Source organism: Burkholderia sp. HAN2018 (assembly GCF_024704855.1).
GTDB lineage: Bacteria > Pseudomonadota > Gammaproteobacteria > Burkholderiales > Burkholderiaceae > Burkholderia > Burkholderia cepacia.
The window spans coordinates 74865-98567 of sequence record NZ_QOBB01000003.1 but is presented as its reverse complement, the minus strand read 5'-3'; the positions used below and the strand labels follow the sequence as shown (position 1 = coordinate 98567).

Genomic DNA, 23703 nt, shown 5'->3' with positions numbered 1-23703 from the left:
GGCGTCGCTCAGCCGGCGTCGCGCGCGCGGGCGAGCGCCGCGAGATTGCCTTCGCCGAACCCGTGGTGTCCCTTGCGCTGCACGATTTCGAAGAAGATCTCGCCGGGCCGGCGCTTGACGAAAGTCTGGAAGAACAGCTTCGGCACGCCGTCGCCGCCGATCTCGCCGTCGACCAGCACCGCGCGACGGCGCAGCGCGTCGAGATCGACACCATGCCCGGGCAGCCGCGCGTCGACGTCATCGTAATAGCGGGCCGGCGGCTCGATGAATTCGACGCCGTTCGCCCGCAGCGCATCGACGCAGGACAGGATGTCGTCGGTAGCCAGCGCGACGTGCTGCACGCCCTCGCCCGGATGGTCGGGCAGATACGCGTGCATCAGCTCGGTGCGCCGCGTGCCTTCCTCGTAGACCGGAATCCGCACCGCGCCGCACGGCGACACCATCACACGCGATTCCTCCGACACGTGCCAGTGCGCGTCGATTTCGTGGATCTCGCGAAAATGCAGCAGGTCGTGGTAGAAATCCAGCCACTCCCGCATGCGCCCCGCGCCGACGGTCTGCGTGAAATGATCGACCTGCTGCAGCCCGACGCCCACGCAATCGAGATCGGTATGCGCGGTCGCGATGTCGATCGGCCGGAAATCGATGTCGAAGATCGAGATGTCGCCGACGCCGCCCCGCTGGCCGTCGCGCCCGCGCCAGCGGTCGACGAAATAGAGGTGCGAATCGCCGATGCCCTGGATCGCGGGGATCTTCAGCTCGCCGACGCCGACCTTCTCGCCTTCGAACGCCCACGCACCGAGCTCGATCGCCCGCTCGAACGCGCGCCGGGCGCTGGCCACGCGCAGCCCGATCGCGCAGACACCCATCCCGTATTCCTCCGCGTAGCGCGCGGCGAACGAATCGGGCTCGGCGTTGATCAGGAAATGCATCTGACCTTGCCGGTAGAGCGTGACGTTCTTGCTGACATGCCGCGCGATCGCCTTGAACCCGAGCTGCTCGAAGCGCTGCGCGAGCGCCTCGGGCACCGGCGCCGCGAATTCGACGAATTCGAGGCCGGCCATCCCGAGCGGATTGGCGGCCGGATCGGCAACGGGCGGCGTATCGCTGGACAGGGGGTGGGAATTGCCGGGCATTCCAGTCTCCGGGGGCATGCGTTCGATGGGGATGGCGCCCGTCGCTGGCGGCAAACGCGGCCAGCGTGGCGACCGCATCCGCCCCGAACGGGCAAGTTCTCAATGCTGCAGATTTTAACCAGATCGTTCACGGCGGCACACCCTGGCCAAACGGGATATCGTCGCGCCGCCTAGTGCAAACCCGAAAAGCGTTCGATAATCGCACGGACTTGTACGATAATCGCGCACTCTGTCCGATTGGCCGATTGCCGCCGTACGGCGCGCGCCCTATTCTCCGTTCACTCATCGACTTCAATGCAGCATCGGACGCGGCGCCGCCACGATTCCACGATGCGCCGTGCCAGGAGACACCGCCATGACCCCAACCTTCGACACCCTCGACGCCGCCGCCAGCGCCCGCGTCCGCAGCCAGGCCCGCAAGGCCGCGATCGGCAGCTTCGTCGGCGCCGTTGTCGACTGGTACGACTTCCTGCTGTACGGGATCGTCGCCGCGCTGGTATTCAATTCCGAATTCTTCCCGAAAGTCAGCCCGACGATGGGCACGCTCGCGGCGTTCGCGACCTTCGGTGTCGGTTTCCTGTTCCGGCCGCTCGGCGGCATCGTGTTCGGCCACTACGGCGACCGGCTCGGCCGCAAGCGGATGCTGGTCCTGACGGTGATGCTGATGGGGCTGTCGACGGTCGCGATCGGCCTGCTGCCGGCATTCTCGACGATCGGCTGGTGGGCACCCGTGCTGCTGGTGCTGATGCGCGCGATCCAGGGTTTCGCGGTCGGCGGCGAATGGGGCGGCGCGGCGCTGATGGCCGTCGAAAGCGCGCCGAAGCAAAAGAAGGCGTTCTACAGCAGCGGCGTGCAGGTCGGTTACGGCGTCGGCCTCGTGCTGGCCACGGGCATCGTGTCGATCCTGAGCCACACGCTCGGCGAGGCCGCGTTCAAGTCGTGGGGCTGGCGCCTGCCGTTCGTGTTCAGCATCGTGCTCGTGCTGATCGGGCTGTGGGTGCGCAAGAACATGGACGAATCGCAGGAGTTCGTCGAGAAGGTCGAACACGGCAACCGCAAGCTGCGCCTGCCGGTGCTGGAGGCACTGACGCGCCATCCGAAGGCGTTCCTGCTGATCATTGCGCTGCGGCTCGCCGAGCTGTTCACGATGTACATCGTCACCGCGTTCGCGCTCAGCTATTCGACGACGAACCTCGGCATGTCGCGCGACCTGTTCCTGAACATCGGCCTGCTGGTGGGGGCGGTGAGCTGCGTGACGATCCCGTGTTTCGCGTGGCTGGCCGACCGCTACGGCCTGCGCCGCATCTACCTGATCGGCGCGCTGATCGGCGTCGCGTCCGCGGTGCCGTTCTTCCTCGCGCTGGAGGCGCGGTCGATCGCGTGGATCGTGATCTTCTCGATCCTGCTCGCGAACGCCGCGCACGACATGGTCGTGAGTGTCCAGCAGCCGCTGTTCACCGAGCTGTTCGGCGCCGAATACCGCTATAGCGGCGCGGGCGTCGGCTACCAGTTCGCGAGCGTGGTCGGCGGCGGGTTCACGCCGTTCATCGCGGTCGGCCTCGTCAGCGTGGCAGGCGGCTCGTGGCACCTCGTCGCCGGTTATCTCGCGGTGGGCTGCCTGATCTCGCTGATCGTCGCCGCGCGGATGCGGGCGGCGCAGTAACGACCCGATGGCCGGCCCCAACCGTGGCCGGCCATCACGCATCGCTCGACGGCGACTGCCAACGGCCTCGCTGCGTCGCGCGCGACGTCAAACACTGTCAGTTATACGCGCCGATTCCCCCTTTTCCCCTCTGAACATTCCACGCCGCCCGCCGACCAATGGCATCATATGGGCCTACGTCAGTCACCGATACGCCCCCATATCATGTCGAATCTCATCGTCCACGGCGGCACTCCGCTGCGCGGGGACATCAAGCCGTCCGCGAACAAGAACGCCGTCCTGCCGATCCTGTGCGCCACCCTGTTGACCGACCAGCCGTTGCGCCTCATCGGCGTGCCGGACATCACCGACGTGCGCAAGATCCTCGACATCTTCCGCACGCTCGGCAGCGACGTGTCGGTCGACTTCACGACGGGCCTGCTCGAACTCCACCATCGCGACACGAAATTCGATCCGGCCGTCCATCGGCTGCCGGAAGCGATGCGCTCGTCGATCATGCTGATCCCGCCGCTGCTCGCGCGCTTCGGCGTCGCGCGCCTCGAGAACGACGTGAAGGGCTGCACGCTCGGCGTGCGCGAGATCGATCCGCACGTCGAGGTGTTCGAGCGCTTCGGCGCGCACATCGAGCGCACGCCCGATTCGCTGATCGTCCGCACCGACGGCCCGCTGACGGCCAACGATCACTGGCTCGACTACGCGTCGGTGACGACCACCGAAAACTTCGCGCTGTGCGCGACGACCGCGAACGGCACGTCGACGCTGATGAATGCCGCGTCCGAGCCGCACGTGCAGGAGTTCTGCCAGTTCCTGGCGATGATCGGCGTCGCGATCGAGGGGATCGGCACGTCGCGGCTCTGCGTGACGGGCGGCCGCAAGCTCGGCGGCGGCGAGTTCCGCTTCGCCGAGGATTTCCATGAAATCGCGACGTTCCTCGCGCTCGGCGCGATCACGGGCGGCGACATCACGGTACGCAACTCGTCGCCCGAACACTTCCCGCTGATCGACCGCACGTTCGCGAAGTTCGGCGTCAACGTCACGCACCGCGACGGCTGGTCGCGCGCGGAACGCGACGGCCCGCTGCGCGTGCGCCGGCCGTTCACGCAGAACATCCTCACCAAGGTCGAAGCCGCGCCGTGGCCGTACCTGCCGGTCGACCTGCTGCCGATCTTCATCGCGCTCGGCGTGCGCGCGGAAGGCAGCGCGATGTTCTGGAACAAGGTCTACGACGGTGCGCTCGGCTGGTCCGGCGAACTGTCGAAGTTCGGCGCGCACGTGCTGCTGTCCGATCCGCACCGGCTGATCACGTTCGGCGGGCTGCAGCTGACGCCGGCCCGCGTCGAGAGCCCGTACATCATCCGCGTCGCGATCGCGCTGCTGATGGTGGCCGCGAGCATCGAAGGCCGCTCGGAAATCATGAACGCGCTGCCGATCCGCCGCGCGCATCCGCATTTCGTCGAGAACCTGCGCTCGGTCGGCGCGAACGTCGAATGGACGAGCAGCGAGTAAGACCCTGAAGGTACGGCGCACGCCACACGAGCGCCGTACCGCCACCCGCACCCGGTCGGCGGCTGTGTCAGCCGCCTTCTCCCGTCCCTCCCCCCGTTACTCACCGCCCCCGCAATCGGCATCGCCGGCGCCCATGTGGTCGAACCCGTAGAGCATCACGGCCGTCGTCCCGCGCGCCGGGTTGCTCGGGCGCTTCGCCAGGCTTTCGTCGAGCGGGGACGACGGATACTGGACGCTCGTGTCCATCAGGTTGCCCGGCGCCGAGCGCAACTCCGCGTCGGTCAGCTTGCGCGCTTCCGCGCGCGGCAGCCCGAACGCCTTGCGCACGTCCGCTTCGTTCCAGGTTCCCTTGAGCGTGACGGTGACCATCTGCAGGTCGCCGTGCTCCCAGTCCAGTTCGACCTTCGTCGCGAGCGGATGCACGCCGGCCGCGAGCCGGTCGGGGAACACCGGGCCTTCGTAGTAGGCCTTCGTGTTCCCGCACGCATCGCCGGTATTCCGGTACTTCTTCAGCGCGCAATTGAAGCGCTTGTCACGGTAGCCGAAGGTCGTTTCGACGTAGCAGCCGAATTTCGGCGACGTCATGCGCGGCCACGCACGCACGTCGACGGACGGCTTCGGGAGGGGCGTGCCGGACGAGGGATTCGCCGCGGCAAGCAGCGGCACGGCCGCGACGAGCACGGCCAACACGGATTCGCGAATTTTCATTGTTGTGGTCCAGTTGAGGCGCCGATTCTAAACGACAGGCATGTTCCGGGCTCGGGGCACGCACCCGGCGCCGGCGCATGCAAGCCCGGCGATACATTGCGGCAGATCCGATTTGCGCGATAATCGCCCACTCATGCGCGATTGCCGCGCACCGGGACGCCACCTTCCGACGATGAAAAAGCCCGAACTCGACCGACGCGACTGGATTGCCGGCCTCGAAAAAGGCCTGGCGATCCTCGAGGCATTCGACAGCCAGCACGCGCGCATGACGCCCACCCAGGCCGCCGCGCGCACCGGCCTCACGCGCACGGCCGCGCGGCGCTACCTGCTGACGCTCGAATCGCTCGGCTACGTGTACACCGACGGCAAGCTGTACGGCCTCACGCCGCGCGTGCTGCGGGTCGGCTGGTCGTACTTCGATTCGGCACGCCTGCCGCGCACGGTCCAGCCCTATCTACAGCAACTGAGCGCGTCGCTGAACGAATCGGCGTACGTGAGCGTGCTCGACGGCTGGGAGCTCGTGTTCATCGCGCGCAACGGCGTGTCGCGCGTGATGACGACCGGCTTCGTGCTCGGCGCGCGCGTGCCGGCGCCGCTCACGTCGCCGGGCGTCGTGCTGCTCGCCCATCATCCCGATCGCGAAGCCGTGCGCGCGTGGCTCGACGACACCGAACTGCCGCCGTTCACGCCGCACACGGTCACCAACAAGGCGCGCCTGCTCGAACAGGTCGACCAGGCACGCGACGCCGGTTTCGCGGCGATCGAACAGCAATTGCAGGTCGGCGTGCGCGGCATCGCGGTGCCGCTGAAGAACCGTCACGGCGAAGTGGTCGCCGCGCTGAGCACGAACATGCCGATCGGCGCGGAGACGACCGATGCGGCCGTGCGGCGCGTCCTGCCGCACCTGCAGGAAGCCGCGCTCGCGATGCTCAACGTGCTGTAGGAAAGTTCGCCGATTGTCCCGTCTGCCGCCTGCTCGTTTCCGCAAATCGCTGAAGTCGCTGACGGCCTCGATACCGTCATCGATCGGATAGAAGACCCACGCCGCTCGCGACGCGTCACGGCAAGTACATCGACAGGCCATCACCGCTTCACCGCAACACCTCGCGCAGCTGTGTCACGGCGGCGATTCAAGATCGGGGCCACCGCCGCGCACGATCCGACGCCGCATGAGCAGACAAGATCGGCGCGCTGCCCCGCAGGACGAGCCGCGCGCCGAGCCTCGCCACTGGCTCGTGGCATCGGTCCTCCCGCCAGGACCAGGCGCCTTTCCACCCTCCTTCAATCGAGATCCGCGCCATCGCGATTGAGCAACATGCGAATGTCCTGCCCGGCGATCCGTCTCGTTTCAAGATGCTCGTTGACGGAAAGCGCCGCCGCATGCCCTACCGCATGACCGTAGGAAAAGCATTGCGCGGTGACACGGGCCGATGCGACGGCTTCGTGCTCGGCAGACAGGCAGCGCCCGGCAAACAGCAGCGATTCGCCGGAGGAAGGGACGAAGCAGCCGAATGGCACTTCGTAGAAGTCGTTGAGCAACCATTCGACGCGTGGCCGGTTTCCGGCATGCAACTCGATCGGCCATGGCGACCGCGCAATGCCGTCTGCGAATTTCGCGCCGCCGAGAATATCCGCATTGCGTAGTGTCGCGACGCCTTGCGCCTGCCGGGTCTGCCGGACGCCCACCTGGACGGCCGTGTCATTCACCCAGCTCGCCTCGCAACCGGCGAGGTATTGGCGGAAAAACCGTGCGTACTCGCGCGCCTGAATACGCCCTTCGACTTCGGCATCCGAGAAATCTCGATAAAGCACCGCGTTCAGTTCGCGGCCGTCGCTCCCCGTGACACGCGTACAGTTGCACAGCAATTCGCCCGGCCGCGTCGTCGGAAACAGCCATATCTTTGTGCGCGGGAGCCGGTAGCCAGAGGTATTCGCGTGCGCGATATGCGCCATCACCTCGGCGGGCATGATCGTGTCTCGCCCATAGGCCGACACGAATCGCTCGACGTCCACGCCCGTCAACCGGAAGATCATCGTCGGGTTCTGCACGTGCCCGTTGTCGCCCATGAAGGTCGGCAATCCGGCCATCGCAACCAGATCCGCGTCGCCGGTCGCATCGATCGTCACCCCGGCCCTGACCTGCACCTTGCCTTCCTTCGTGTACAGCTGAGCGCCCGCAACACGGTCGCCCTCCATCAGGACCTCCGTGACGGTCGAGTGATAGATCGTCGTCACGCCTGCTTCGGCGAGCAATGCATCGGCGCTCTCACGCCAGGCCAACGGTTCGTGAACGCGCGTATAGGTCTTGCCGTACTTGAGCGGCGCGCTCAGCCCGTCACGCCGCTCCATCTGCACAATGAACTCGTCGACGAAGCCATGCACCAGTTGCCGCGGCGGTGCGTCGCCGTCGCTGGCCTCGTACAGGCCGCAGATCGTGCCGGACAATCCGGCGACGGCGCCGCCGCCGCAAAAGCCGTACCGTTCGACCAGAATCACCCTGCACCCCTGGCGAGCGGCTGTGACAGCCGCCGCCAGACCGGTTGCCCCGCCGCCCGCCACCAGGACATCCGCATGCAGGACCTGTACGGGGCGCTGGTCCGAGCAATGAACCGCGTATTGGATCGCCATCGAATGATCTCCTCGTTGGGCGCCCGCGGCCATCGCGAATCGTAGCCGCAGGCGCCATCGTCAATCCGCAAACAGCTCGGCTTCCATGAGCTTGAGATTCTCGGCGATCCGCTTCGGGCGAAACGCCATCTGCTCGAGCACATCCCGCTGCACATCGATCCCCTTTGCCACCTCGGTCAGGACAAGTCCGTCCGGCTCCACTTCGAACACCGCGCGCTCGGTGATGATTTTGGCCGTCTGCCCGCGCTCCCTGACGTTCTTCATCACCGGATAGGTGATCTGCTCGGCCTCGGACACGAATTTCCTGACCCGCCCTTCGCGCGCGATGTTGAGCCCGCCTGCCCCGATCTCGGCCTCGAGCCCGGCCGTCGTAAAGGTGCCGGTAAAGATCAGGTCCCGTGCGTTGTATGCGATGTCGATGAATCCGCCCGCTCCGGGGTTGAACGCACCGAAACGGCTGACGTTGACGTTGCCGGCGGCATCGAATTGCGCAAACGCGAGTGCAGCGAACCGGCAGTTTCCGCCATTGATGAAATCGAACTGGTTCAGGCCGTCGAGCAACGCCTCCGGATAAAGGTTCGCGGAAAACTGCCAGCCGCTCATCACGAGGCCGCCGAAGGTGCCATGCTCGGTCGTCATCCAGTAGTCGTTGATCCGGTCGCCTTCGAACAGGCCGTCCTCCCACATCGTCAGCGGGGCGTCGGACGATGCACCGAATCCGAAGATACTGACCGTCTCGCGAGGTACCTCGCGGGCGGCCCGTCGCGCGACGACCTTGTCGATCGTCAGCGGCAGCGGCGCGAGGCCGTTGAAGGTTGGCGGCTGTCCGCCCAGGTAGGCTGCGTCGAACGGCGTATCGGTCACCATCAGTTGCTCGGCGTCGACGACGACATGATCGACCAGCACACCGGGAATCTTGACGTCCTGGACGGCGCGCGTACGCCGTTCGGTGATGCGCTGGACCTGCGCGATCACACGGCCGCCGCATGCCTTGACGGCGAGCGCGATCGCGAGCGACGACGACATGAGCGCCTCGCTTTCGAACGACAGGTTGCCGAACTCGTCCGCGCTCGATGCGCGAATGATGCCGACATCGAGTTTGCGCGTCGGATAAAACAGGAACTCTTCGCCGTTGAACTCGACGAGCTTGATCAGGTCTTCCTCGCTGCGCCCGGTCAGCTTGCCGCCATGCTGACGCGGATCGACATAGGTTCCCAACCCGATCCGCGTGAGGTAGCCGGGCCCCCGCCGCGCAACTTCGCGCAGCCAGTGCATGCTCGCGCCGATCGGCCAGCTATAGGCTTCGATCGCATTCTCCCGGATCAGCCGCATCAGTTCCGGCCGTTTGCCGGTGCGCGGATCGACCGGATTGACGTACGAGCCCGATACGATGCGCTTCATCAGCCCCGGCTTGGCCACCCAGTCCATGCCCTTGATCCCCATCGAGTCGCCGGTGCCGCAGGGAAAATAAAACGAGAGGTTCGAGGGCGAACCGACCTGATCGTGGCGCTCGCGAATGGCCCGCAGGATGCGATCCGGCGTAATCCATCCGATCACGCCGACACTCGCCACCTCGCAGCCATCGGGAATCTTCGATACGGCTTCCTGCGCTGTGCAAATCTTGGTCATGCTTTGACTCCGAAGGCATTGAGGGTCGCCTTCGCGACCGGATGTTCGCAGTTCTCGGCGAACAACAGATTGGCTTCCGCGTCGCGAATCTCGCCGTGGGCGGCGAAGCTGTCGCGGAAATAGCGTTTGGTGGCAACGACCGCGGGCAACGGATAGCTCGCGAGCGTGTTCGCGACCTCCAGCGCCATCGGCAGCGCGCTCGCCTCCTGCGTCACGTAATCGGCGAGACCAAGGCGCTGCGCCTCGGCGCCGTCGATGGCTTCGACGCCCCACGCGAGGCGCCGCGCGGTTGCCGGCGTGCATCGGCCCAGCAGGAATTCCAGGCCCCACGGCGGAATCCAGCCGATCTTCACTTCCGGCATGTGCCATCGGCACGTCGCGGTCGTCACGACGAGATCGCATGCCGCGGCAAGCGCCACCCCGCCGCCCAGCGCAAAGCCCGACACCGCACACAGAACCGGCTTGCGAAGCATCGAGATGCTCCGCGCCAGCGCGGCCGTCACCGCTTCGTGCTCGCGCATCTCGGCCATGCTCATGTTGCCCAGTTCCTTGAGGTCGCTCCCCGCGCAAAAGCCGGGTTCGGTACCGGTGAGGACGATCGCGCGGACTTCGTCGTTCGCCTCGGCGTCGCGCAAGGCGGTTTTCAACCCGCAGATCAGGTCGGTGCCCAACGCGTTGCGACGCCTCGGGCGATCGATGGTCAGGATGTTGACCGCTTCTTGATGCTCGCTCAGTAACATGAAATACCCTCCGAATATGCTCAGGTCGTAGCCGGTTCATTGGCCGAGGTGCGCGCCGGGTCGTTTCGCTCGATACGAATGAACCAGGAAGCCAGGATGCCGACGAGGACGCACCCGGCAAGGAAGATCCAGCCGTTCGAATAGTCCTTGCCCGCCGAAGTGGTGACGATGAGGCTCGCAAAAATCTTCGCGCTGAAGGCCGCGACGACGTAGCCGACGCCATTCACGAATCCCATGGCCTTGCCGTACACCTCCGGGGTGAAGATTTCGGCCGGCACGGTCAGGAACGGCCCCCACGCCATATTTGCGAAAAAGCCCATCCCGCAGAGCGCAAACGCGAGGAGTTGCTGGTTGCCGTCTCGCAGTGTCGCGATCACCAGCAGGAACGGGATCAGCCCCGCGAAGCAGGTCGCGATCATGATGCGGCGGTTGCCGCGAAAAACCTTGTCCGACAGGTAGGAAGACACGAAGCTGCCGATTGCGCCCGCCACGAAATAGAGGCCGGCCCACAAGCCCATCGTCTGGATCTTGAATCCGAACTTGTCTGCGAGATAGATCGGAATCCAGATCGATGCGCCCCAATAGGTCACCTGCATCACGACGTCGACCACGACGACCGCGATATAGGCAGGATGCCTGAACAAGTCGAGGAACGAAAAATGCTTGACCTTCAGGATCCGGCGTTGCACGTCGGAGAAATTCTTGCCGTCCAGTACACCCGCCTCGATCTCGTCCTTGTAGCTGTATTCGAGCTCCGCTTGGGTGATGCGGGGATATTGTTCGGGGCGGTCGAAGACGAAATACGCGATCAGGGCCAGCGGGATCACGCCAAGCGCGCCGGAAATGAAGAACACCAGACGCCAGCTACCCGTGTGCGCGGCCAGCTGCGTGGCGAAGATGCTGGCCCATGCCGGCGTCAGGATCCACGCCCACGACAGCAGTGCCTGCGCCCGCGCCCGCCCTTCCTTGTTGAACCACCGCATCAGCACGCGGGCCGACGGAACGTACTCCGTGCCGACCAGTACCCCGAACAGCGCCATCCGGATGAAGTACTCGTTCCGGGTGTGCAGGAAACCCATCCACGCGGTCATCAGCGACCACGAGATGACCGAGAAGATCAGCATCTTCTTCGCGCCGTACTTGTCGGTCAGCACACCGGACACGTATTGCGAAGGGCCGTAGAAGATGAGCATCAGGAATGTGCCGGTACCGATATCGGCGGCGCTCATCCCGATGTCGGCCGCAATCAGCGGGTTGAGCAGATTGGTTTTCACGCGATCCAGGAACTGGATGCTGTAAGCCACGAACAGTACGGTGGCAATGATCCACCGGTAATCGACTCTTGATTTCATACGGTTTCCTTGCGATTCGAGTTGCTACGCCAAGCCCCACATCATTCGGATATCGCTGATATGTTAGTAGAATATTAACGAGAGGCTCGATCGTCAAAGCGGGTATACCCGCGCAACCAGACGCGGGCTGGCCGGTATGCAGGGGTTGGATGCGCGGCGCGAGTCACGTTAATATGTCAGTGACATTTTTGAGGCGATGGCCCATGTACCAGACAGAACCGACCGGACAGACCAGCGGATCACTTGCCGATCAGGCCCATCAGCAACTGGAAGAACTCATCGTGACCCTGAAGCTGGCGCCCGGCAGCGTATGGTCGGAGGTGTCGCTCGCGGAGAAGTTGAATACCGGGCGCACGCCGGTTCGTGAAGCCGCGCAACGATTGGCCGCGGCGCACCTGCTGGAGATCGTGCCGCGTCACGGCATCATGATCACGGTGCCCAATATCCATGATCAGTTGCTGGTGCTCGAAACACGCCGCGAACTGGAGCGCCTCATTGCCCAGCGCGCGGCGCGGCGTGCGCTACCCGACGAGCGGAACCGGATGCGGGAAGTCGCCGCGAAGCTCGAGGTCGCCGGCGAGTCGCGCGACGTGCTTGCGTATCTTCGAAGCTTGTATGTAGCCAATCGGCTCATGGCGCAGCTCGCGCGCAACCGGTTCGCGGCGGAGGCCATCACGCCGTTGCATGCGCTGTCCCGGCGTTTCTATTTCATCCATCACACGGACCTGAACGATCTGCTGAAGGTCAGCCTGCTGCACGCCCGTGTCGCACGCGCGATCGCCGACGGCGACGAGCGGGAAGCCGGACTCGCGGCCGATACGATGATGGACTACGTCGACGCCTTTACGAAGCAATCCTTTACACGTGATTTCGAGCCGCATCAGATCTGATGTCGCGCGACCGCGTCGAACTTTTTGATCCACGAAGCGATTCGGGCGGAAACGCACGCGGACAATGCGCGGCAACGGGCACCGGCCGGTTCGCGTACACCACGCTCAGGCGGCCCTTGCCTTACCCGATCCGCCACCACCGCGGCAGCAGATCGCGCACTTCACGCCGCCGGTAACGGTCGTCGATCAGATGCACGACGCCTTCGTCGTGCTCGGTGCGGATCACGCGCCCGGCCGCCTGCACGACCTTCTGCAAGCCCGGATACAGGTACATGTAGTCGTAGCCGTTGCCGAAGCGTGCGTCCATCGCACGCCGCATCTGCTCGTTGACGTCGTTGACCTGCGGCAGCCCGAGCGTCGCGATGAACGCGCCGATCAGCCGCTCGCCGACCAGGTCCACGCCTTCCGAGAACGCCCCGCCCAGCACCGCGAAGCCGACGCCGCGCCCGCCCGCGTCGAAGCGCGCGAGAAACGCGTCGCGCTCGCCTTCGGTCATGCCGGGCGCCTGCGCCCAGACGGGCACGTCCGGGTGCCGTGCCTGCATCAGCGCGACCACGCGCCCCAGATAGTCGAAGCTGCTCAGGAACCCGAGGTAGTTGCCGGGCCGCGTCGCGTATTGCGCGGCGATCAGGTCCACGATCGGTTCGAGCGACCGGTCGCGGTCGCGCCAGCGGGTCGACACGTGGCTCGCGACGCGCACCGTCAGCTGCTCGGCGCGGAACGGCCCGTCGACGTCGAGCCAGCCCGTGTCGCCGGGCAATCCGAGCGTGTCGCGGTAGAAATGAAACGGACTCAGCGTGCCCGAGAAAAGCACGGTCGCGCACGCGGCTTCGTAGCGCGGCGCGAGAAAGCCGGCCGGAATCACGTTGCGCACGCACAGCGTCGACTGGACGCGGCGCCGGCGGCCGGCCGACGCAACGCCGTCGAGCGCCGGCTGGCGCGGCATCGGTTCGCCGTGCAGCGTCGCGTCGAAGATCGACGCACTGTCGAACGCTTCGGCGAGCACGCCGAACTGGATCGCCTCGAAATGAAACCGCAGCAGCGCATCGCCGTTCGCGCGCGGCGCGTCGGCCAGGTGCTCGCCGACCGCCGCGACGAGGTTCTGCAACGCCGACACGATCGGGCCCGGTATCTCCGGATACGCGGCATAACGCTCGGCCTGCGCGCGGTTGACCGTGCCCCACGCGCGGGCGAGCCGGTCGAAGGCCTTGCGCAGCGCGGCGGGTGCGGCTTCGCGCGCGGCCGCGAATGCGAACGGATCGAGCGATGCGCTGTACATCTTGCGCGCACGATCGAGCAGGTTGTGCGCTTCGTCGACGAGCACGCCGACGCGCCACTGGTTCTGCTGCGCGAGCGTGTGCAGCATCGCGCTGCCGTCGTAGTAGTAGTTGTAGTCGCCGATCACCATGTCGGACCAGCGCGCGAGCTCCTGCGACAGGTAATACGGGCAGACGTCGTGCGCGAGCGCGGCCGCGCGCACGGTGTCGCGGTCGAGCAGCCCGGCCTCGATCGCCGCGTCGCGCGCGGCCGGCAGCCGGTCGTAGAAACCCTTCGCGAGCGGGCACGACTCGCCGTGGCACGCACTGTCGGGATGCTCGCACGCCTTGTCGCGCGCAACGAGTTCCAGCACGCGCAGCGGCAGCGCGGGCGTGCCGGCGCCGAGCGTCGCCGCCGCTTCGAGCGCGAGCGCGCGGCCGGGCGTTTTCGCGGTCAGGAAGTACACGTGGTCGAGCTCGCCCTCGCCGCAGGCCTTCAGCAGCGGAAACACGGTGCCGAGCGTCTTGCCGATGCCGGTCGGCGCCTGCGCCATCAGGCAACGATCGTCGCGGGCCGCGCGATAGACGGCCACTGCCAGCTCGCGCTGGCCGCTGCGGAACTGCCCGTGCGGAAACGCGAGCGCGCGCAGCGCCGCGTCACGCGCCGCGCGGTGCGCCGTCTCGCGTTCGGCCCAGCCGACGAAGCACGCGCACTGCTCGGCGAAGAACGCCGCGAGCTCCGCCGCCCCCAGCGTTTGCGTCAGCACCGTCTCGCGCTCGGACACGATGTCGAAATAGACGAGCGCGACATCGATTTCCGGGAGGCCGCGCGCGTCGCACATCAGGTGCGCGTAGACCTTCGCCTGCGCCCAGTGCAGTGCGCGGTGGTTGGCGGGCATCGCGTCGAGGCTGCCGCGGAAGGTCTTGATTTCCTCGAGGCGGTTCGCCACCGGATCGTAGCCGTCCGCGCGGCCGCGCACGGTGAGCGTGCCCCACGTGCCCGTCAGCGCGATCTCGGTTTCGTAGCGTGCACCTCGGTTCGACGTGACCGCGCCGTGGCCGGCGATGCCTTCGAGCGCGGTGGGCGCGGGCGTGAAGCGCAGGTCGAGATCGCCGCGCCGCGCGGTGAACTCGCACATCGCCCGCACCGCGACGACGTAGCTCATGCGGACAGGCCCGCCGCTTCGACGGGCACGACGTCCGCGCCGGCCCATTCGACATCGATCACGCGCACCGGAATGCCGTGCGCGACGCAGTATGCGAGCCAGCGCGTCTGGTTGTCCTGCAGGCGGTCGCCGGGGCCTTTCACCTCGACGAGTTCGTAGCGGCGCTCGCCGGGCCAGAAGCGGACGAGATCGGGCAGCCCCGAACGGTTGCTGCGGATATCCGCGAGCAGGCGCGTGAACCACAGCCGCAGATGTTCCGGCGGCAGGCACGCAAGCGCCTCGTCGAGCAGTGCGTCGCTCAGCACGCCCCAGAACACGAACGGGGATTGCAGCCCCGCCTTCGTCGCGAAATGCCGGCGAATCGTCTCGCGATAAGCGCCCGAATCGAGTTGCGCGAAGCACGCGGCGAATGCGTCCGCACGGCGCGCGGCGAAATCGGGCGCGTGCAGGTCGGCCGGGCCGCGCTGGAACGGATGGAAGAACGCGCCGGGTACCGCGGCGAACACGGGTTCCCAGCACAGCAGCCCGAACAGCGAATTGATCAGCGTGTTCTCGACGTAATGGACCGGCGCAGCCGGTTGCGCGAGATGGTCGCGCACCGCGAATTCGACACTGACGAACGCATCGGGGCGCGCGAGCACGAGCGTTTCGCGCGGCACGTCCGCCGCCGAAGCCGCGCGTTCGACGCGCCGGCCGAGCCGGCGCTGCAGGCGCGGCAGCATGCGCTCGACACGCTGGCGCTCCTCGTCGCTCTCGAAACCGCCGCGCGCCTCGAGCGCCAGCGCAAGCGCATCTTCGTCACGCCCGCAGCGTTCGAGCACGCGGATGCGCCGATGGCGGCTGCCGGGCCAGGCGCTGCGCACATACGCGTCGAGCGCGCCGGCCCAGTCGGCCCGGCGCTCGCACGTCTGCCCGAGTGCGAACAGCAGCTTCGCGCGACGCGTCGCGAGCCAGGGCTGCGCGCAGCCGACCGCGTCGATCTCATGCACCAGGTCGTCGAACGGCAGATCGTCGGGCCATGCGTCGAGCGCATCGCGGCACGTCTGCAGCGCGAGATACGTGTCGACGTCGCCGCGCTGCTGGAACGCGCGCGACGACGGCGCGATCGGCACGCTTTCGTACTGGAACACGCCGAGATCGGCGAGCACGAATTCGCTCCAGTCCTGGTGGAGATTGCCGAAGAACATCAGGCGCAGCCGGTCGCACAGCGCGCCGACCGTCACGCGCAGCACGCGGTCGCCGGCCTGCGCGCACCACGCGTCGAGCGGTTGCGCGATGTCGTGCGCGGGCCGCAGCCGTTCGAGCCACTCGGGCTTGCGCTCGCCCGCATGCGCGGCGAGTGCCGGGAAGATACGCAGCAGATCGGCCTTGGTCGACAGCGCGAACAGTTCGTCGAGCGTCAGCGCCGGGGCCGGATCGATCCAGCCGAGTTCGACGAGCGGCGCGGCCGCGTCGAGCACGCAGCCGATTTCGTCGTACACGAGCTTGCTCGCGCGGAAATCGGACCCGTTGCGCATCAGCATCCGGACGAGCAGCGCACGCGACGCCTGCGGCAGCGCGGCGAACTGCCGGACGAACGCGTGCTCGTGCGCATCGAACAGGTCGTCGTAACGCGCGCCGAGCCAGGCCAGCGCGCGTTCGAAATTGGTCAGGTAGTAAAACGCCGGGGGCGTCGGCGAAGCAGGCGTCACGGGGATTGATCACTGTACATTTGTACAGGTCGGAATCATATCAAATGTGACGGGAAATGCCGCTGCCCCGATCGCCTCCCTGCTGCCCGGCCTTGCTCAGAACTGGTAATTCACCGACATGTCGAACACGCCGTTGGTCGACTGCTGCGTGATCGGGCTGCGCGCGGCGCGGCCGACGAGCTGCTCGATCGCGCCGTCGATCGTGATGAACCAGTGCTTGTTCACGAACCAGGCCATGGTCACGCCCGCACCGTACGACTTGATCCCGGCCCCTGACGAATACGCCGGCAGCCCCGAACGCGCGGCGGCCCCCTGGTTCACGCCGAACCAGCTGTTCATGTAGCGCGAATCGGCAAACGACACGGTCGGCCCCGCGAACCAGAAGAAATGCTCGTTGCTGCCCGGCAGCGGCATGTACGCGGAGAAATCGCCGACCCAGCCGTTCGAGCCGCCGATGCTGCGCCGGATATCCGCGCGCAGCACGAGCGGAAACTCCTTCGAGATCACGTAATCGGCCGCCAGTTTCATCACCGGCGCCGCGTTGATGTTGTCGAGGCCGTTCAGGTGCTGGATATCGTCGGCCGAGCGGCGCCCGAGGTCGTAACCGACGGACAGGCTCACGCGCCAGTTCGGCCCGCGCAGCACGTTCGCGCCGAGCCCCTCGCCCGTCGACAGGAAAAACAGGTCGCGATAGCGGATGTCGAGGTTCGGGCCGCCCATCACGCGATAGCGGTCGGAGCCCGCATAGCGCGGCTGCAGGGTCATCGCAGCGCCCACGCTGATATTCCACGTGGAAATGTTCGGGTCGAACAGTTTTTCGAGCGGCACCCCCGCCGAGTATTGCCACTCGCCGAGCGGCGAAGGCGTCTGGGCCGACGCATCGCGGGCGCCGGCCGCGGCAAGCGCCGCGCACGCCGACAGGCCGGAAACGAACCGGCGTGCGCCGGGTGACAGCAACAGGCGAGCAACTGTGGCCAAGGTGGTCTCCGTCGGTTGCGCGAAACGAACCTGAAGGAAAGCGCATCGCGCCTCTTCGGCCGCAGCGGCTGCCAGGCTGCGGCGCGAACGTAGCGTGTGCTGAATTAACGGACATCCTACGCGACGCGCACGCAGACGCAAAGCGCCCGCTGCGCGCGGGCACTTTGCCCTGCATGGGGATCGACCGGCGAAGCAGGGATGAATCAGAATCGTTCGACGTGATAGTCGCCGGCCAGCGCGGCCGGGCTGCGTGACGACATCATCCGCGAGAAGCCGTCGGCGAGCCGGCCGAGCGCCAGCTGCTTCTGGCTCGCATCCCAGTGCGTATAGGTGTCGTACGCGGCATCGTCGAACGACACGGTGACGGCAGCCGGGCGGCCGCTGGCGCGATAGCCGATCTGCAGCACGCCGCCCGGCAGTTCCTCGATGTGATAGCGCAGCGAACGCGATTCGAAATAGCGGCCCAGCACCTGAGCGATCGCGCGCTTGTCTGGCGATTGCACGTGAATGTCCATGACGGTCCTCCTTTTCAAGGTTCGCGCGGCCGGTCGCGATGCACCGCTTCCGCCCGGCATCCGCATCGGCGGCGGGTTCGACGGCGGGTCGCCCTGCGGCAGCCCGTCAGGCACCGGCGGGTCGACCGGATCGTCGTGTCCGGGCGGCGGCGGGTCCGGGTCGACGTCGGGAGTCGTCGGCTCGGGGCGGTGCAGCATGGATGGCATATTCATGTCGCTCCTGCGCGGCGGCGTGCGCATTTCGATGGCGCGGCGAGCGCGCAAGCAGCATGCCTGCTGTCGCGCCGCGAACGTCGGCGGTTTCGCTCAGTCGTCGTAGGCCGCCATCACCAGCCACATCGTGCGTCCTTCCGCGGTCAGCTGCACCGCGAGCGCGTACGGGTCGGACGGCGCGCATTGTTCGGCGAGCGCCCGCTGCGCGCGCTCCGGGCCGTCGTAGACGGTGCCGTTCAGTTCGCGTACCTCGTCCTTGCCGTCGAACATGCGCCGCTCGGGCCGGTAGACCAGCGATTCGCGTTTCCACGTGTCGAAGCGCTCGCGCACGTGACCGAAATCGCCGCCGCACACGTTCGCGTCGTAACGTATCCTTTCCCTGGATGCATCCATCACGTTGTCCTCTCGTTCCCGCCGACGGCGCGTGCCTCGTGGCCGCACCCCGTCCGCCGCCCCCGGCGCGCAAGCGCCGTGCCGCCGAAGCATGACGGGCACGGCGCTTGCGCCTTCAATCGCCATCAAGGAGGTTCGACCATGACCGTTCACGCCCCCGGCCGCCACCACGCCGTGCCACCGGCTGCCGGACTGCTCTGGCTCGCCACGTCGCGCCCGCCGTCGAAAGACAAGACGGAGGAGCGCATCGACGAGGGACTCGAGGAGACGTTTCCGGCCAGCGACCCGCCCGCCGTTGGCGGCGCGACCCGTATCGACCCTGCCAGGCCGTCCGGCGAGCACGAACGCCGCGCGCCGCACGTTCCTTCCCCGCCCCGCGATCACGGCTGACGGCGGCACCCGGCTCGCGCTGCGCGGCGGTGCAGCGGTGCGCCGGGGCAATCCGGAGTTGATCTGATGAAACGCCTTGAACGCAGATGGCATGAAATCAGCGGCGCCGCCGGCGTCGCGGCGCTGGCGGCAATCGAAAGCGCAGTGGTGCTCGTGATCGTCGCGATGACGGGCATCGGCCACTGACACCCTGTCCGGCCCGTTCGCGGCTTGCGCCGTGGAAGATGTACAAGCGGGCTGGCAAATTTCTCCGTCGCACGGCCGTCGAGGCCCGGCGTGTGTGTCACGCGCGCGGCACGCCGTCTGCTTGCACATCGTCCCGCTCACGAAGGAGGCTTCATGTATCGCGTCACCGAGATCATGTCGCGCGACGTGGTGTGCGTCGCGCCGACCGACACGATTCGCCACGCGGCCGAGCTGATGCGGCGCTTCGATATCGGCGTACTGCCCGTTTGCGACGGCGACGAACTCGTCGCGATCGTAACCGACCGCGACCTTGCGGTGCGCGGGCTGTCGCACGGCCATTCGTTCGATACGCCGGTGCAGGCGGTTGCGTCGAGGCCCGTGCAATGGTGCGTCGAGGACGACGGTGTCGGCGACGTCCAGCAGCGGATGGCCGACGTGCAGCTGCATCGATTGCCGGTACTCGACCGTCACCGGCGGCTGGTCGGCATGGTGTCGCTCGGCGACATCGCGACGCGCGCGGGCGGCCCCGAGCGCGACGAACTGGCCAATACGCTCGAGGACGTGTCGCTGCCGCGCCGGCGCTGACCGGCGCCGTTCATATCGGCGACCCGCCCGGGTGCCGCTTCGACCAGGAGGTGTTCGATGACAACCGACAGACCGTCGCGCGACGCCACGCGCATCGTCGGCGACGACCGCCGCACGGCCGGCGGCGGGCCGGGGCCCGACGTGATGGCCGCCCGCACGCTCGAAGGCGATCGCGTGCTGACGATGGACGGCGACGACATCGGCCAGGTCGACGACATCATGCTCGACGTGCGTTCCGGCCGTGTCGCGTATGCGGTCGTTTCGTCACGCGGCCGGCCGGGGATCGGCGACAAGCTGCTTGCGGTGCCGTGGAACGTACTCGTGCTCGACGTCGAGCGCCAATGCTTCGTGCTGCCCGTGGCCACCGAACGGGTGCGCGAAGCCCCCGGCTTCGACAGGAATCGCTGGCCGGCAATGGCCGATCCGGACTGGGCCGAGGCGCTGCATGCGTACTACGGCAGTTCGCCGTACTGGCTCATCGAGGAAGGCGAAACGGCGCTCGACTCGCCGCCGTACGAGGCGTCGCCGGAAGGCCCGGAAGGCGGCAAGCGGTAACGCGATCGTCGGTCACGCCGGTCAGTGCGCGGCCGCCACCGTCCGCTCGAGTTGCCGGGCGGCTGCCAGATGCGCGTTGAGCATCGGCAGCGTGTTGGCCGCGAACGCGCGAAGCTGCGGGTCGCGGCCGTTCCGTGCCTCTGCTTCGTAGAGCCGGATCGCCGCTTCATGCGCGCGCGGGCCCGCCAGCGCGACATAGGCCGTGTCGAACGCGCGCCCCTCCCTGGTTCTCAATGCCGTGACGGCCGGATCGACGAGCATCCGCGACTGCACCGGCAGGCCCCTGGCCGCCCCGAGTTGCTGCAATTCGCCGGCGATCCGTCGGTGATCGTCGACCATCCGGCGCGCGAACGCCTTCACGTCCGGGTTCGACGAGCGGTCGAGCGCGAGCTGGCTGGCCTGCCGCTCCACCTTGCCGATCATGCCGGCCTTGTCGACGAACTCGGCATCGATACCGGTCGGCCGCTGCGTCATGCCGGCCTCGTCGGCCGTCGTGCCGGGGCGGATCACACCGGGCCCGACCTGCGCCGACGAAGCGGGCGACGCCTGGGCCGGCGGAAACGCGGCGGCCAGCAGGCCGACGGTCGCGGCCAGCACGGTCGCCGCCGGCCGGCGGGTTCGGTTCGCTTTCATTCCGACCTCCGTGTGTCGCGACGGCACGCGCCGGTTGCGCGGGCTCCCGTCACGCCGGGCGCCGGGACGATGTGAAGAAATCGGTCCACGCGCCGTGCCGCCACGCCCCCTCGGTTCGCTCCACCGACAGCGCGCCGGCGGCGACCATCGTCCGCTCGGCGAACACCCTCGTGCGTCGCGTCACATGCGCGGCGAGCACGACACCGTTCTCGCACTGCTGCAGCGCGCCGCGGCCCTCCGGCGCATCGCCGCGCATTTTGCCGAGCGCGCCGCACAACGCGCCGACGTAACCGCCGACCAGCGGCACGCCGACCCATGCATGCGGCGAATGGAATCCGCCCACGTGGAGCAGCGCGGCTCCGGCCAGCCCGGCAATCGCCCCGATCGCCACACCCGCCAGCGCGCCCTTCCCGCCCGGCCGCGCGGCGGAATCCGCATACGCGTCACCGCCGAGCCAGAACAGCGCGTGCTGCCCGGGCGGATTGAGAAAGAAGACTTTCACGTCGTCCCGATGCACGAGGTGGCCGCGCAGTTGCTCCGCGCAATGTTGCGCCTGCTCGAGCGTCGAAAAACGGCCGGCAATGATGGTGTCCATGTCGATCCCTCCTGCCCGGCAAAGTACCGGACCGGGCCGCGCGCACGCGGCGCGCGACCGGCCCGGTGCTTTGCCGGTGCCTCACGTTGCTTCCGGCGGATCTGCCGCCTGTCGAGCACGCGGCTCACGCCGTCGACGTCGTGCGCTGCCGCTCGTCGGGTACGCTGCCCGTCGGTTCGGCCGCGCGATGGCGAACCTGCAGGTCGATATCGCCCGATGCCCCGGCTATCCGCCGCTACCGGTCATGCGGGTTCCGATCGTGCCCGGCATCCGGCGCGACATCGGCGATCACGCTCGCCAGCGTCGGCATGTCCACCGGCTTGCACAGATACGCATCGAAGCCAGCGGCCATCACGCGGTGCCGGTCGGCGTTGCCGGCGTGCGCCGTGACGGCGACGACAGGCAGATGTCCGCTGCCACCTGGCAAATGACGGATGCGGTCGAGCAGCCAGAAACCGTCGCCGTCGGCCATCGCGAGATCCGACAGCACGACGTTCGGCGCATCCTGTTCCACCACTTCGAGTGCGTCGTGCCCCGATTGCGCGGTCGACACCTGCGCGCCCATCGTTTCGAGTGCCGCGGCGAGGCTCGCGCGCGAGGTCGCGTCGTCGTCGACGACGAGCACGCGCCGGCCGTCGAGCGCCACCGTATCCGGCGTGCCCGCCGCGTGCAGCAGGTCCTCGGCCGGATCGTCGACATCCCACCGGGTCGGCAGCGTGACCGTGACGGTCGTCCCGCGCCCGGTGCCCGCGCTCGTCGCGACGACCTCGCCGCCGTGCAGTTGCGCGATGTTGCGCACGATCGACAGGCCGAGCCCGAGGCCGCGCCTCGGCGATGCGAATGCGCGTTCGGGCCGGCTGAATGTCTCGAACAGATGCGGCAGGTATTCCGGCGCAATACCCTGCCCCGTGTCGGCGACCGACAGCCGCACACGCTCGCCCGCCCGGGTCAGCGACACGACGACGCGGCCGCCGGACGGCGTGAACTTGATCGCGTTCGACAGCAGGTTCGACAGGATCTGGCGCACGCGCTCGCGATCCGCCGGAATCACGCAGGTCGCCATTTCGTATTTCGTCGAGAGGTCGAGCCCGTTCGCCTGCGCCGTCGCGTCGAGTTCCCGCATGGCATCGCGCACGATCCGCACGAGATCGACCGGCACGCGCTCGAGGCGCAATCGGCCCGTCGCGAGCGACGACGCGTCGAGCAGGTCGGCCACCATGTGCGACAGCGACCGCGCGCTGCGGTCGATCGCGTCGACCGCCTGTTGCGCGAGCCCGTCGCCGTCGACGTTGCGCAGTACCTCGACCCAGCCGTAGATCACGTTCAGCGGCGTGCGCAGTTCGTGCGACACCGTGGCCAGCAGTTCGTCCTTCAGCCGGTTCGACGCGTCCGCCTGTGCGCGTGCGTCGCGCGCGCCGCGCAGCGAGCGCATGTTGCGCCGTTCGCCGCGGCGCCGTTCGTGCGCGTCGCGCAGCGTCATCGACAGCCCCGTGCAGTCACCCCGCGCATCGACGATCGGCGACGCGGCGAAAGTCGCACGAAAGCGGCCGCCGTCGCGCCGCACGCACAGCACGTCGAACGGACCGACCGGCGCACGTAGCGTCGCGAGCGATCCGGACAGCGGATGCCGCCGCAACCAGCGCGGCGCGATCAGCTCGGCGACGTCGAGCCCGGCGGCCTGCGCCGCATCGATGCCGAAGATCCGTCGCGCGGCCGGGTTCCAGCTCGTGATCCGGTGTGCGGTATCGACGCCGACGATCGCGTCGGGCGACGCGTCGACCACCCGGCGCAGCAGGCCGTCGTCGGGTACGGGCACGCGCGCGGCCGGCGAAGGCTCGCCATGCGGCTCGCGGGCACCGGCGTCGCCGTCGTCATGGAATTCGCGGAGACGATCGCTTGCGAGCAGCGGCTTCACGGCCATCACGAGCACGCACTCGACGAAGCTGATCGCGACGAACGCGCCGGCCTGCTCGAGCAGCGTGGCCAGCGGCGCGTTGCGCCACCAGAGCGCGCAGATCACGGCCACACTCGCGGCGGCCGCGACCAGGCCGCCGCCGAACGACGCCAGCCATGCGACGGCCGCAACGCCTGCATAGAAAGGCAGCGGCGCAAATGGCGCGTGCCCGCCGACGACGCGAACCGTCCACGCCTGCAGCGCGGACGCCAGCCCGACGGCCAGCACGACCCATGCACCCTGCCGTAACAGCTCACGGGTCAGGGTCCTCATTGCATCCTTGCCTCGCGCCGGCTCCCGTCGCACGGCGTCATGCCGCTTGTCGACCAGCCTGCCGTCGA

21 protein-coding genes are annotated in these 23703 nt (G+C 67.6%); 7 read left to right on the top strand and 14 right to left on the bottom strand.

Annotated features, from left to right (window positions below):
- Positions 1-8: 8 nt before the first annotated feature.
- Positions 9-1136 carry a 4-hydroxyphenylpyruvate dioxygenase family protein gene (locus DPV74_RS01545; RefSeq protein WP_059861260.1) on the bottom strand — a complete coding sequence of 376 codons (1128 nt, stop codon included), beginning with the start codon at positions 1134-1136 and terminating at the stop codon, positions 9-11.
- Positions 1137-1491: 355 nt separating this feature from the next.
- On the opposite strand from DPV74_RS01545, the gene shiA reads away from it, so the two are divergent.
- A complete protein-coding gene (shiA, locus tag DPV74_RS01540; protein ID WP_048023001.1) occupies positions 1492-2799 on the top strand; it encodes a shikimate transporter in 1308 nt (435 codons plus the stop codon).
- A 204-nt stretch (positions 2800-3003) separates the two neighbouring features.
- Entirely contained in the window at positions 3004-4305 is a 1302-nt protein-coding gene (locus tag DPV74_RS01535) for a UDP-N-acetylglucosamine 1-carboxyvinyltransferase (protein ID WP_027791585.1), read from the top strand.
- A 96-nt stretch (positions 4306-4401) separates the two neighbouring features.
- Here DPV74_RS01535 and DPV74_RS01530 read toward each other — a convergent pair whose 3' ends face one another.
- Complete coding sequence (locus tag DPV74_RS01530) at positions 4402-5013, bottom strand: hypothetical protein (protein WP_060195800.1); 612 nt, start codon at positions 5011-5013, stop codon at positions 4402-4404.
- 172 nt (positions 5014-5185) lie between these two features.
- On the opposite strand from DPV74_RS01530, the gene DPV74_RS01525 reads away from it, so the two are divergent.
- Positions 5186-5956: an IclR family transcriptional regulator C-terminal domain-containing protein gene (locus tag DPV74_RS01525; protein ID WP_021162744.1), complete on the top strand. Its 771-nt coding sequence runs from the start codon at positions 5186-5188 to the stop codon at positions 5954-5956.
- A 338-nt stretch (positions 5957-6294) separates the two neighbouring features.
- On the opposite strand, the gene DPV74_RS01520 is transcribed toward DPV74_RS01525, so the two are convergent.
- From DPV74_RS01520 to DPV74_RS01505, 4 genes are read right to left on the bottom strand one after another with little or no spacing between them, the layout of a single operon-like run.
- Positions 6295-7641, bottom strand: coding sequence for an FAD-dependent oxidoreductase (locus DPV74_RS01520; protein WP_060314805.1), 1347 nt, complete (start codon positions 7639-7641; stop codon positions 6295-6297).
- Positions 7642-7701: 60 nt separating this feature from the next.
- On the bottom strand, positions 7702-9270 hold the full coding sequence (locus tag DPV74_RS01515; RefSeq protein ID WP_060207359.1) for an acyl CoA:acetate/3-ketoacid CoA transferase: 1569 nt from the start codon (positions 9268-9270) through the stop codon (positions 7702-7704).
- A complete protein-coding gene (locus DPV74_RS01510) occupies positions 9267-10010 on the bottom strand; it encodes an enoyl-CoA hydratase/isomerase family protein (protein ID WP_060195806.1) in 744 nt (247 codons plus the stop codon). Before DPV74_RS01510 ends, DPV74_RS01515 begins: the two co-directional genes overlap by 4 nt.
- A gap of 20 nt (positions 10011-10030) precedes the next feature.
- A complete protein-coding gene (locus DPV74_RS01505) occupies positions 10031-11362 on the bottom strand; it encodes an MFS transporter (RefSeq protein ID WP_060314810.1) in 1332 nt (443 codons plus the stop codon).
- A 203-nt stretch (positions 11363-11565) separates the two neighbouring features.
- On the opposite strand from DPV74_RS01505, the gene DPV74_RS01500 reads away from it, so the two are divergent.
- Positions 11566-12252, top strand: a complete 687-nt coding sequence (locus DPV74_RS01500; RefSeq protein WP_059683503.1) for a GntR family transcriptional regulator — start codon at positions 11566-11568, stop codon at positions 12250-12252.
- Positions 12253-12373: 121 nt separating this feature from the next.
- Here the strand turns inward: DPV74_RS01500 and DPV74_RS01495 are convergent, their stop codons facing one another.
- The 5 genes from DPV74_RS01495 to DPV74_RS01475 all read right to left on the bottom strand — a co-directional run bounded on the left by DPV74_RS01495 (position 12374) and on the right by DPV74_RS01475 (position 18464).
- The gene (locus tag DPV74_RS01495) at positions 12374-14674 is read right to left on the bottom strand and encodes an ATP-dependent DNA helicase (protein ID WP_060195812.1); all 2301 of its coding nucleotides are present in this window, start codon (positions 14672-14674) and stop codon (positions 12374-12376) included.
- Positions 14671-16365, bottom strand: a complete 1695-nt coding sequence (locus tag DPV74_RS01490; RefSeq protein WP_119336381.1) for a VRR-NUC domain-containing protein — start codon at positions 16363-16365, stop codon at positions 14671-14673. Before DPV74_RS01490 ends, DPV74_RS01495 begins: the two co-directional genes overlap by 4 nt.
- 96 nt (positions 16366-16461) lie before the next feature.
- The gene (locus DPV74_RS01485; RefSeq protein ID WP_027791580.1) at positions 16462-17343 is read right to left on the bottom strand and encodes a MipA/OmpV family protein; all 882 of its coding nucleotides are present in this window, start codon (positions 17341-17343) and stop codon (positions 16462-16464) included.
- A 203-nt stretch (positions 17344-17546) separates the two neighbouring features.
- Positions 17547-17858 carry a hypothetical protein gene (locus DPV74_RS01480; RefSeq protein WP_060085522.1) on the bottom strand — a complete coding sequence of 104 codons (312 nt, stop codon included), beginning with the start codon at positions 17856-17858 and terminating at the stop codon, positions 17547-17549.
- Between the two features lie 306 nt (positions 17859-18164).
- A complete protein-coding gene (locus DPV74_RS01475) occupies positions 18165-18464 on the bottom strand; it encodes a hypothetical protein (protein WP_119336380.1) in 300 nt (99 codons plus the stop codon).
- Between the two features lie 141 nt (positions 18465-18605).
- On the opposite strand from DPV74_RS01475, the gene DPV74_RS01470 reads away from it, so the two are divergent.
- The 3 genes from DPV74_RS01470 to DPV74_RS01460 all read left to right on the top strand — a co-directional run bounded on the left by DPV74_RS01470 (position 18606) and on the right by DPV74_RS01460 (position 20180).
- Positions 18606-18854, top strand: coding sequence for a hypothetical protein (locus DPV74_RS01470; protein ID WP_021162008.1), 249 nt, complete (start codon positions 18606-18608; stop codon positions 18852-18854).
- A 339-nt stretch (positions 18855-19193) separates the two neighbouring features.
- Positions 19194-19625: a CBS domain-containing protein gene (locus DPV74_RS01465; protein ID WP_027791577.1), complete on the top strand. Its 432-nt coding sequence runs from the start codon at positions 19194-19196 to the stop codon at positions 19623-19625.
- A gap of 57 nt (positions 19626-19682) precedes the next feature.
- On the top strand, positions 19683-20180 hold the full coding sequence (locus tag DPV74_RS01460) for a PRC-barrel domain-containing protein (RefSeq protein ID WP_027791576.1): 498 nt from the start codon (positions 19683-19685) through the stop codon (positions 20178-20180).
- A 21-nt stretch (positions 20181-20201) separates the two neighbouring features.
- Here DPV74_RS01460 and DPV74_RS01455 read toward each other — a convergent pair whose 3' ends face one another.
- The 3 genes from DPV74_RS01455 to DPV74_RS01445 form a co-directional block, all read right to left on the bottom strand.
- Positions 20202-20813 carry a DUF4142 domain-containing protein gene (locus DPV74_RS01455; RefSeq protein ID WP_119336379.1) on the bottom strand — a complete coding sequence of 204 codons (612 nt, stop codon included), beginning with the start codon at positions 20811-20813 and terminating at the stop codon, positions 20202-20204.
- A gap of 49 nt (positions 20814-20862) precedes the next feature.
- The gene (locus DPV74_RS01450) at positions 20863-21408 is read right to left on the bottom strand and encodes a hypothetical protein (protein ID WP_119336378.1); all 546 of its coding nucleotides are present in this window, start codon (positions 21406-21408) and stop codon (positions 20863-20865) included.
- Between the two features lie 235 nt (positions 21409-21643).
- Positions 21644-23635: an ATP-binding protein gene (locus DPV74_RS01445; protein WP_060315270.1), complete on the bottom strand. Its 1992-nt coding sequence runs from the start codon at positions 23633-23635 to the stop codon at positions 21644-21646.
- Between the last annotated feature and the right edge of the window lie 68 nt (positions 23636-23703).